Annotated in this window: 9 protein-coding genes; 5 read left to right on the forward strand and 4 right to left on the reverse strand. The window is 63.7% G+C overall.

Annotation, left to right across the window (positions count from 1 at the left end; all coding sequences use genetic code 11):
• A partial coding sequence (locus tag HNW77_RS16315; RefSeq protein WP_018308590.1) for a transposase occupies window positions 1-118 on the forward strand: 118 nt, incomplete at its 5' end.
• Between the two features lie 46 nt (window positions 119-164).
• Entirely contained in the window at window positions 165-797 is a 633-nt protein-coding gene (locus tag HNW77_RS16320; RefSeq protein WP_172159079.1) for an EcsC family protein, read from the forward strand.
• A gap of 107 nt (window positions 798-904) precedes the next feature.
• Here HNW77_RS16320 and lpdA read toward each other — a convergent pair whose 3' ends face one another.
• The 4 genes from lpdA to zapE form a co-directional block, all read right to left on the reverse strand.
• Window positions 905-2638, reverse strand: coding sequence for a dihydrolipoyl dehydrogenase (lpdA, locus tag HNW77_RS16325; RefSeq protein WP_172159081.1), 1734 nt, complete (start codon window positions 2636-2638; stop codon window positions 905-907).
• Window positions 2639-2708: 70 nt separating this feature from the next.
• Window positions 2709-3968, reverse strand: a complete 1260-nt coding sequence (gene odhB, locus HNW77_RS16330; protein WP_172159083.1) for a 2-oxoglutarate dehydrogenase complex dihydrolipoyllysine-residue succinyltransferase — start codon at window positions 3966-3968, stop codon at window positions 2709-2711.
• A 119-nt stretch (window positions 3969-4087) separates the two neighbouring features.
• Window positions 4088-6961 carry a 2-oxoglutarate dehydrogenase E1 component gene (locus HNW77_RS16335; RefSeq protein ID WP_172159084.1) on the reverse strand — a complete coding sequence of 958 codons (2874 nt, stop codon included), beginning with the start codon at window positions 6959-6961 and terminating at the stop codon, window positions 4088-4090.
• Between the two features lie 346 nt (window positions 6962-7307).
• Entirely contained in the window at window positions 7308-8507 is a 1200-nt protein-coding gene (gene zapE / locus HNW77_RS16340) for a cell division protein ZapE (RefSeq protein WP_172159086.1), read from the reverse strand.
• A gap of 120 nt (window positions 8508-8627) precedes the next feature.
• Between zapE and HNW77_RS16345 the strand changes: the two genes are divergently transcribed.
• From HNW77_RS16345 to HNW77_RS16355, 3 genes are all read left to right on the forward strand, one after another.
• The gene (locus HNW77_RS16345; RefSeq protein ID WP_172159088.1) at window positions 8628-8966 is read left to right on the forward strand and encodes a carboxymuconolactone decarboxylase family protein; all 339 of its coding nucleotides are present in this window, start codon (window positions 8628-8630) and stop codon (window positions 8964-8966) included.
• A 108-nt stretch (window positions 8967-9074) separates the two neighbouring features.
• Window positions 9075-9719, forward strand: a complete 645-nt coding sequence (locus HNW77_RS16350; protein WP_172159089.1) for a 2OG-Fe(II) oxygenase — start codon at window positions 9075-9077, stop codon at window positions 9717-9719.
• Window positions 9720-9801: 82 nt separating this feature from the next.
• The coding region (locus tag HNW77_RS16355; protein ID WP_172159091.1) for a hypothetical protein at window positions 9802-10070 on the forward strand (269 nt) is incomplete at its 3' end.

Consider the following 10070-nt stretch of genomic DNA (forward strand, 5'->3'; position numbering starts at 1 on the left):
GAACCTCTGGGCTCGCCTCAAGGAGTGGCGCGCTGTCGCAACCAGATATGAAAAAACAGCAACGTCGTTCCTCGCGGTCATCCACATCGCTGCCGCAGCAGACTGGATCAAGCCCTAACAGGCCCTAAGGTCATTTTAATAAAAGAACTCTGGAGCATATAATCATGTCATCTGACAAAGAAATAAACATTATTGGGAAGGCACTTGAATGGTCATATGGAAAAGCGGTTACCGGTTTTGGTACGCTTGGCACTGCCCAAGAATTTGGAGATGAATATTTAAGATCCAATAAAAATAATCGAATTGACGCTGCAAATAGCTTAATCAGGTGGCAAAATACAAAAGCAGCCACAAATGGTTTTATTACAAATATGGGTGGACTTGTAACCCTTCCCGTTGCCATACCAGCTAATATGGCATCTACTCTTTATATCCAACTCAGGATGATTGCAGGAATCGCTCATATTGGTGGTCATGATATACTAGACGACAGGATAAAGACGCTTTGCTATGTCTGCCTGACCGGCAACAGCGCTACAGAAATTATTAAAGCAACAGGCATCGAAATTGGTAAAAAGTTAACTGCATCGACCATTCAGAAATACATAACTGGCGAAATGATTAAAACAATTAACAAAACCGTCGGTTTCAGGCTGGCAACCAAAGCAGGTTCAACAGGTCTGATCAATGTAACAAAAATGGTGCCCCTGATAGGCGGTGTCTTGGGTGGAACAGTTGATGCTGTCATGACCAATATTGTCGGCAATACAGCTAGAAATGCATTCATACATGAATAAATGCAGGTCTTCCGGCACCGCACCCAAATATTTTTGAACATCGTCCTTCCATAAAAAACCCACCCGACAACCTTGTTGCCGGGTGGGTTTTTGAGTGCGGCGGCAGGTCAGATATGAATGGCGCGCTTGTCCACATCGAGGGCTGCTTCCTTCACCGCCTCGCTCAGCGTGGGGTGGGCGTGACAGGTGCGGGCAATATCTTCCGACGAGGCGCCAAACTCGATCGCCATGGTGCATTCGGCAATCAGTTCGCCCGCCATCGGGCCGATAATGTGCACGCCAAGCACCTGATCGGTGGTGGCGTCGGCCAGAACCTTCACGAACCCGTCGGTCATGCCGATGGCGCGCGCGCGGCCATTGGCGGTGAAGGGGAATTTGCCAACCTTGTAGGCAACGCCCTCTTCTTTCAGGGTCTCCTCGGTCTTGCCCACGGTCGCCACTTCCGGCCACGTATAGACCACGGCGGGGATCGCGCCGTAATTCACATGGCCCGCCTGGCCTGCCAGCAGTTCGGCTATGGCAACGCCTTCTTCCTCGGCCTTGTGGGCCAGCATGGGGCCTGCAATCACGTCGCCAATGGCATAGATGCCGGGCACGCTGGTGGCGTAATGCGCGTCGGTCACGATGCGGCCGCGCTTGTCCAGCGCAATGCCCGCTTCCTCCAGCCCGAAGCCCTTGCTCGCCGCCGTGCGGCCAATGGCCAGCAGCACCACGTCGGCTTCCAGCGTCTCGGCCGTGCCCCCCTTGGCGGGTTCCACGGTCAGGGTCACGCCCTTGGGGCCTTTTTCAGCCTTGGTCACCTTGTGGCCCAGCTTCATCTTCAGGCCCTGCTTGGTCAGGATGCGCTGGAAGGTCTTGGCCACCTCGTTATCGGTGCCAGGCACCAGACGGTCGAGATATTCGATCACGGTCACATCCGCGCCAAGGCGGTGCCACACGCTGCCCAGTTCAAGGCCGATCACGCCGCCGCCAATCACCACCATTTTCTTGGGCACGGCAGAGAGTTCGAGCGCGCCGGTGGAGGTGACGATCTGCTTTTCATCCACCTCCACGCCCGGCAGGCCCGCGCTGTCGCTGCCGCTGGCAATGACGATGTGCTTGGCCGTAACCGGCTTGCCATCAACCGTGATGCGCCCCGTGCCCTCGACCTTGCCGGTGCCCTTGAGCCAGGTGACCTTGTTCTTCTTGAACAGGAACTCCACGCCCTTCACGTTGGCATCGACCACGGATTGCTTGCGCGCCATCATCTTCGCCAGATCCAGCTTCACGCTGTCGATGATGATGCCCATCTCGCCATATTCATCCTTGGCGGCATGGAAGTTCTCGGACTGCTGCAACAGCGCCTTGGACGGGATACAACCCACGTTGAGGCAGGTGCCGCCAAGGGTCGCGCGCTTTTCCACGCACGCCACCTTGAAGCCAAGCTGGGCTGCGCGAATGGCGCACACATAGCCACCGGGGCCAGCGCCGATCACGATCACGTCGTAATCCGTCTCGGCCGGGGCCTCGACCGCAGGCTTGGGCGCGGGGGCTGCCGCCGGTGCGGGTGCAGCCGCCTGCGCGGGCCTGGCGGCGGGGGCCGGAGCCGCCGTGGCGCCGCCCGCACCCGGCGTAAGGGTTGTCAGCACGGTGCCGACCTCGACCTCATCGCCTTCTTTTACGGCATGGGCACCCAGCACGCCCGCCTGCGGGGCGGGTACTTCCACGCTGACCTTGTCGGTTTCCAGCTCGGCGATCGGATCATCGGCATTGACCGCGTCACCGGGCTGCTTCAGCCATTTGGCGACCGTTGCCGTGGTCACGCTCTCGCCCAGCGTGGGCACCTTGATATCGATTGTCATGTCTTGTCAGTCCTGCTTGCTATGCGGTTGCGCGTAGGGCCGCGCCACAAAAGCGCGGCCCCGGCAGGCATCAGACCTGCAGCAGCAGACGGCGCGGATCTTCCACGTTCTGCTTGACGCGCACGAGGAAGCTGACCGCCTCCTTGCCATCCACGATCCGGTGGTCGTAGGTCAGCGCGATATACATCATCGGGCGGATCACCACCTGCCCGTTCACCGCCATCGGGCGCTCCTGGATGGCATGCATGCCAAGGATGGCCGACTGCGGCGCGTTGATGATGGGCGTGGACATGAGCGAGCCATAGATGCCGCCATTGGTGATCGAGAACGTGCCGCCCGACAGTTCATCGATCTTGAGCGTGCCTTCGCGTGCCTTCTTGCCAAAGCCTGCAATCGCGCTTTCGATCTGGGCAAAGCCCATCTTGTCGGCATCACGGATCACGGGCACGACCAGCCCGTTGGGGCCACCCACGGCAATGCCGAGGTTGACGAACTCGCGGTAGATCACGTCATCGCCGTCGATCTCGGCGTTGATGGCCGGGAATTCCTGCAACGCCGCGATGACCGCGCGGCTGAAGATGGACATGAAGCCCAGCTTCACGCCGTTATGCTTCTTGATGAACAGGTCCTTGTATTCGGCGCGCATCTGCATCACCGCCGACATGTCCACCTCGTTGAAGGTAGTCAGCAGGGCTGCGGTGTTCTGCGCATCCTTGAGGCGGCGGGCGATGGTGCGGCGCAGGCGCGTCATCTTCACGCGCTCTTCACGCGGGTCGTCCTGGCGCGGCGGGCGCGGGGCGGCAGCAGGAGCCGCCGCACGCGGCTGGGCGAGGAAGCTCTGCACATCGCCCTTGGTGATGCGCCCGTCCTTGCCCGTGCCGGTGCCGACCTGGGCCGGCGTTACGCCCTGCTCGGCCATGACCTTGCGCGCGGCGGGGAAGGCCACGCTGGCCGCACCCTGTGCTGCCACATCAGACGGCGGGGTGGCGGGACGCGCCACCGGGCCGGGGGTTGCAGGCTGGGCCTGCACGCCAGCGGGGGCGGCGTCCTTCTTCGGCGCGGGGGTGGCGGCAGCCTTGGGGGCTGCGCCACTACCGGCCTCGATGGTGGAGAGCACGGTGCCCACTTCCACCTCGGCCCCTTCGGGCACCAGCAGCGGACCAAGCACGCCAGCCTGCGGGGCGGGCACTTCCACGCTGACCTTGTCGGTTTCGAGTTCCACCAACGGGTCATCTTCGTTCACGGCATCCCCCGGCTGCTTGAGCCACTTGGCGATGGTTGCCGTGGTTACGCTTTCACCCAGTGTCGGTACCTTGATCTCGGCGGACATTTCCTGTTTCCCAATCCCTTGGCCGCCCCTGCCCCAACCGGGCTGCGGGCGGCCCCATTCGTTATCTGGGGGTGCGACCGGCAGGCCGCCCCCCTGTTGTGTGTTCTACCCGGCCCGTATCAGGCGCTGACGCCCAGCGCCTTGTTCACCAGTGCGGCCTGCTCGGCCACATGCACCTTGGCAAGACCCGTAGCCGGGCTTGCAGCCGCAACCCGCCCCACAAAGGTCGGGCGCGTGCTCTTGTGGCCAATATCGCCCAGCACGCCCTCGATCAGGCGATCGACAAAGGTCCAGCCGCCCATGTTCTCGGGTTCTTCCTGGCACCAGATCACCTTGGCCTGCTTGTAGCGGGCCAGTTCCGCGCCCAGCATCTTGGCGGGGAAGGGATAGAACTGCTCAAGGCGCACGATGGCGACGTTATCGAGCTTGCGCTCGCGGCGCTCGGCCAGCAGATCGTAATAGACCTTGCCCGAGCAGATCACCACGCGGTCCACCTTGTCAGGCGCTGCGATCGGGTCGATCTCGCCAATCACCGGCAGGAAGCGCGTGCCCGGACCGAAATCCTTGAGTTCCGACACCGCCAGCTTGTGGCGCAGCAGGGACTTGGGCGTCATGATGATCAGCGGCTTGCGGTAATCCAGGAACAGCTGGCGGCGCAGCGCGTGGAAGTAGTTGGCCGGCGTGGTGATGTTGCACACCCGCATGTTGTTCTCGGCGCAGAGCTGCAGGTAGCGCTCGAGGCGGGCGGAGGAATGCTCCGGCCCCTGCCCTTCATAGCCATGCGGCAGCAGCATCACGAGGCCCGACATACGCAGCCACTTGGTCTCGCCCGAGGCGATGAACTGGTCGATGATGACCTGCGCGCCGTTGGCAAAGTCACCGAACTGCGCCTCCCACAGCACCAGCGCGTTGGGGTCGGCCAGCGAGTAGCCATATTCAAAGCCCAGCACGCCGAATTCGGACAGCAGCGAGTTATAGATCTCGATGGCCGCCTGGTCCTTGGCGATGTTGTTGAGCGGCACGTAGGTGTTCTGGTTCACCTGGTCGATCAGCACCGCGTGGCGCTGGCTGAAGGTGCCGCGCTGGCAGTCCTCGCCCGACAGGCGGACATGGTGCTTGTCGAGCAGCAGCGTGCCGAAGCCCAGCGCCTCGCCCGTGGCCCAGTCGATGCCTTCGCCGGTCTCGAACATCTTCGCCTTGGCCTTGAGCTGGCGGATGATCTTGGGGTTGGCATTGAAGTCATCAGGCACATGGGCCAGCGACGCGCCCACTTCCTTCAGGCGGTCGATGGCGACACCGGTTTCAGGCGCGGGCAGGGTGGTGTCGACCGGCGGCGGCTTGAGGCCCTTCCACGCGCCTTCCAGCCAGTCGGCCTTGTTGGGCTTGTAGCCCTGGGCGGCCTGATAGGCCTGCTCGAGCTTGTTGTGGAAGCCATCCCACTCGGCGGTAACCTCGGCCTCCGTCACCACGCCTTCGCGCACCAGGCGGTCGGAATAGAGCGTGCGGATGGTCGGACGCGCCGCGATGGCCTTGTACATGGTGGGCTGGGTAAATGACGGCTCATCGGACTCGTTATGGCCATGGCGGCGATAGCCCACGATGTCGAGCACCACGTCGGAGGCGAACTTCTGGCGGAACTCGGCGGCAAGGCGCGAACAGTAGATCACCGCCTCCGGCTCGTCGCCATTGACGTGCAGGATCGGGGCCTGCACCGCCTTGGCCACGTCCGTGCAGTACAGACCCGAAAACGAATGGACCGAGACGGTGGTAAACCCGATCTGGTTGTTGACCACGACGTGGATCGTGCCGCCGGTGCGGTAGCCGATCAGTTGCGACATGGCCAGCGTTTCATACACGATGCCCTGGCCCGCAAAGGCCGCATCACCATGCAGCAGCACGCCCATGTGGCGGCCGCGCTGGTGGGGGTCGTCATCATCCTGCGTTGCGCGCACCTTGCCGATCACGACCGGATCGACCGCCTCGAGGTGCGAGGGGTTGGGCTGGAGCGAGATATGCACGGGCGTACCGCCAATCTCGACATCGGTGGAGGTGCCGAGATGGTATTTCACATCGCCCGAGCCCTGCACGTCGTCCGGCTTGAAGGACACGCCGGCGAATTCGCTGAAGATGGCGGTATAGGGCTTGCGCACGATGTTGACGAGCGTGTTCAGGCGCCCGCGATGCGGCATGCCGATGGCCACCGAGCGCACGCCGCCCTGTGCCGCCTGGTCGATGATGGCGTGCAGCGCGGGGATGGTCACGTCCTCGCCCTCGAGGCCGAAGCGCTTGGTGCCGACATAACGCTTCTGGCAGAAGGATTCGAAGCCCTCCGCCTCGGTCAACTGCTGCAGGATGACCTTCTTCTGCTCGGGGCTGGCACCCTTGCGCCAGTTATCGCCCTCAAGGCGCGCCTGCACCCACATGCGCTGCTCGGGGTCCTGGATGTGCATGAACTCGGCGCCGATCGGCCCGCAATAGACCGCGCGCAGGGCATCGAGCACCTGGTTGATGGTGGCGGTGTCCGAGCCGATCAGGCTGGCGACGATGTGGCCAAGGTAGATCGGGCGGTCGAGATCCTTGGGGCCGAAACCGTAGGTGGCGGGGTCGAGATCCGCATGGGGCTTGGGCACCTGCAGGCCGAGCGGGTCGAGCCGTGCCTCAAGGTGGCCGCGCACGCGGAAGGCGCGGATGAGCTGCGTTGCGCGCAGGCTGTCATCGGCCGCCGCCTTCAGGCTCTCCGCCGTAACGCCCGCCGCCTTGCCACCCGGCAGGGGGGCCGGTTCATCGCCGGTGATGATATGCGGGCGCGGCGCCCAGGAGGCCCCTTCCGCATCATGAACGATTTCGGAGCCTTCCTCATGCAGTTCCTGGAACAGGGAGGCAAAGGAAGGATCGACGCTGTTGGGATCGGCCACCCAGCGCGCATACAACTCGGCCAGATAGGCCGTATTGGCGCCGCTGAATGCGGTCGAAAGAATATCTACGCCCGCCATATTGAAGACATCTCCTCGCTGGCGGCCTTTGTGGCCGCGCTATTTCCGGATCCGGCCTGAAACGGCAGCCGGCCCGATTTGTATCGCTACCCTAGCCGCACCCTTGCCGGGATGCCGCCATCATTCATCAGGATCAGGTCTGCTTGCCGCGCATACTGACATTTTCGTGCCTGACCCGTGATGGCGGGGCGGAGCGCTGCAAAACATCGCCTTTCGCGGCACGCCTCCCGGCTGATGCGAACTTGCCCATACCCAAGCAAAGACCGCACGGCTTGCCTACCGCCCCGGCAGTCACACCATCGCCATAACCGTCACGATGGCGTGACCCTTCAGCCGTTTTCGGCCATCATGCGTTGAGGTGCGGCAGTTGCATGTAGGCCGCGCTCTGCATCTCCTCGAGGCGCGAGGCCGTGCGCTCGAACGCGGTCGCGCCCTGCCCCTTGGCATAGATGGCATCGGGCCGGTCCTCGGCGGAGGCAAACAGCTTGACGTTCTGTTCGTACAGCGTGTCGATCAGCACGATGAAGCGCCGCGCCTCGTCAAAATTGTCCGGCCCCATGCGCGGCACGCCATCGAGCACGAGGTTGGGGAAGCGGGTGGCCAGTGCCAGGTAGTCACCCGCGCCGAGCGGCGTGCCGCACAGTTCGGCAAAGCTGAAGCGCGCGACCGGGCCTGCCGCGCGCGTAACCTTCAGCGTGCGGCCCATGATGTCGAGCGTGACGGGCACCACCGGCGCGCCATTGGCCAGCCGGGTGAAGATCGAGTCGAGTTCCTTCGTCGCCGCCGCATCGACGGGGATGATCCATGTCTGCATGCCGCGTGCGTTGCCCCGGCGGTAATCGCGCGGGGAATCGAGGATGACGGTATCAACCTCCTTGAGGATCGCGGCAATGAACGGCTTGAACGCATCGGCGCCGGGCCGGTCCTGGAACAGGTCCTCGGGCTTTGTATTGGATGTGGCGACCACCACCACGCCATCGGCGAACAGGTAGTCGAACAGGCGGCCAAGGATCATGGCATCCGCGATATCATTGACCTGGAATTCATCAAAGCACAGCAGCCACGCCTCCTGCGCGATCTGGCGGGCGAGCGGCGGGATGGGATCGGACAGGGAGGGGTCGGCTTCCTTCATGTCATGCAGGCGCTGGTGCACATCTTGCATGAAGCGGTGGAAATGCACCCGCCGCTTGTGCTCCACCGGGGCAAGGCTGAAGAACAGGTCCATCAGCATGGTCTTTCCACGCCCCACCTGCCCCACCATGTACACCCCACGCGGTCGCGCCTGCTCATGGGCCGGGCGGCCCGCAAGGCCGAGCCGCGCCTTAAGCCCGCCAAGCCAGCCGCTGGCGGGCGGGGCGGACTGGACCACCGGGTGGTAGTCGCGCAGTTCGCGCCAGAGCTGGTCGAGCCTGCGGGCGGCTTTCTCCTGCTCGGGGTCGCGGTCAAGACGGCCTGAAGCCACACGGGCCTCATAGGCGGCGAAGGGGCCGGTGCCTGCGGGCTGCGCCGCAGCGGACAGGCGGGCGGGGGCGATATCCGTATTCATGATAATTTGGCGATAGTCCGTTAAAAAACCCCCAGCAAGGCCCCGATCTCGCCAAACTGTGTCATGACAGGGGTTCTCTCCATCTGGTGAACTCAAACCCTACCATATGGAGGATTTGTGATGACTGACTGGAACGCCTACCGCGCCCATCTGGGCGAGTCCATCGGCGCGTTCGCCACCCTCTCGCCCGGCACGCTCAAGGGACTCCAGACCCTGGACCGCGCCGCCACCGAAACCGGCCACCTCGATGCCAAGACCCGCGAACTCATCGCGCTGGCCGTAGCCGTGACCACACGATGCGACGGATGCATTTCCGTCCATTCCACGGCGGCGGTCAAAGCCGGGGCCACAAAGGCGGAAATTGCCGAGGCGCTGGGTGTTGCCGTGGCGCTCAACGCGGGGGCCGCCGTGGTCTATTCCAGCCGCGTGCTCGATGCGGTGGAGACTGTCAAAAGCTGATCGGCGCGATCACTTGCGGGTGAAGGCAACTGGCCCTAGTCTGGCGCGTATTGGTTTACCGGCCCCGGTTACCGGGGCCACTTTCACCCGCGTGCTTGCAGAGATGGCATGATCCAACCCGTCACCCCCGACTATGCAGCACTTGAGGCGACGCCGGTTGCAACCGCGCCCTTCGCCCATGTGGTGGTGCCGCATTTCATTCCCCCCGCCGACCTGCAGGCGCTGGCCACGAGCCTGCCCGACATCCGCTCGGGCGGGTCGTTCCCGCCTGCGGCACTCAGCCTCTCGCCACTCATGGCGGGCCTGGTGGCGGAGCTTGAGGGGCCACGCCTGCGCGCGCTCATTGCCGCCAAATTCGACCTCGACCTTGAGAACGCCCCCACCATGCTGACCCTGCGCGGGCGCACGCGGGCAAAGGACGGGCGCATCCACCGTGATTCCGACAGCAAGCGCGTGACCGTGCTGCTGTACCTCAACCCTGCCGATGCGGCCGCCTGGGCCCGGCATGAAGGCTGCCTGCGCCTTTTGCGCAACGGGCATGACCTTGAGGATTTCGCAGCCGAGATCCCGCCGGTCAACGGCACGCTGCTCGTCTTTCCCAACGGGCCGGACACATGGCATGGGCACCGGCAGTATGTCGGCCCGCGCCATACCATCCAGCTCAATTACATGACCAATGACACCCGCGCACGCAACGAACTGCGCCGCCACCGGTTATCCGCCCTGACCAAGCGGCTGCCCTGGGTGGCCTGACGCCGGGCCATCGTTTCGCCACGCGGGGCGCCTATCGTGCCCCGTTCTTCGCCTTCACGACACGCCGAGGTACTCAAAGCCCATGAAGCTGCGTAAACTCACTGCTTCCCTCCTGTCAGCCAGCTTCGCCCTTGGCCTGCTGGCCACCGCCATGCCTGCGGCCCATGCCCAGCCCTGGCGTGGCGGACCCGGTCCCGGCTGGCATGGCGGCCCGCCACGCGGCGGGTGGCATGGCAGGGGCGGCTACCGCGGCGGTGGCGGTGGCGCGGGGCTGGCCGTAGGCAGCGGCATTGCGGGCCTTGCGGTTGGCGCCATGCTGGGCAGCGCGCTGGCCGAGCGCGGGGCCGCCCC

The sequence above is a fragment of the Komagataeibacter melomenusus genome, from assembly GCF_013155395.1.
GTDB lineage: Bacteria > Pseudomonadota > Alphaproteobacteria > Acetobacterales > Acetobacteraceae > Komagataeibacter > Komagataeibacter melomenusus.

Excerpts from the sequence above, each read along its gene's own strand:
- odhB (WP_172159083.1), bottom strand. The coding sequence starts at position 3,968 with ATGTCCGCCGAGATCAAGGTACCGACACTGGGTGAAAGCGTAACCACG.
- zapE (WP_172159086.1), bottom strand. The coding sequence starts at position 8,507 with ATGAATACGGATATCGCCCCCGCCCGCCTGTCCGCTGCGGCGCAGCCC.
- HNW77_RS16320 (WP_172159079.1), top strand. The coding sequence starts at position 165 with ATGTCATCTGACAAAGAAATAAACATTATTGGGAAGGCACTTGAATGG.
- HNW77_RS16350 (WP_172159089.1), top strand. The coding sequence starts at position 9,075 with ATGATCCAACCCGTCACCCCCGACTATGCAGCACTTGAGGCGACGCCG.
- lpdA (WP_172159081.1), bottom strand. The coding sequence starts at position 2,638 with ATGACAATCGATATCAAGGTGCCCACGCTGGGCGAGAGCGTGACCACG.
- HNW77_RS16335 (WP_172159084.1), bottom strand. The coding sequence starts at position 6,961 with ATGGCGGGCGTAGATATTCTTTCGACCGCATTCAGCGGCGCCAATACG.
- HNW77_RS16345 (WP_172159088.1), top strand. The coding sequence starts at position 8,628 with ATGACTGACTGGAACGCCTACCGCGCCCATCTGGGCGAGTCCATCGGC.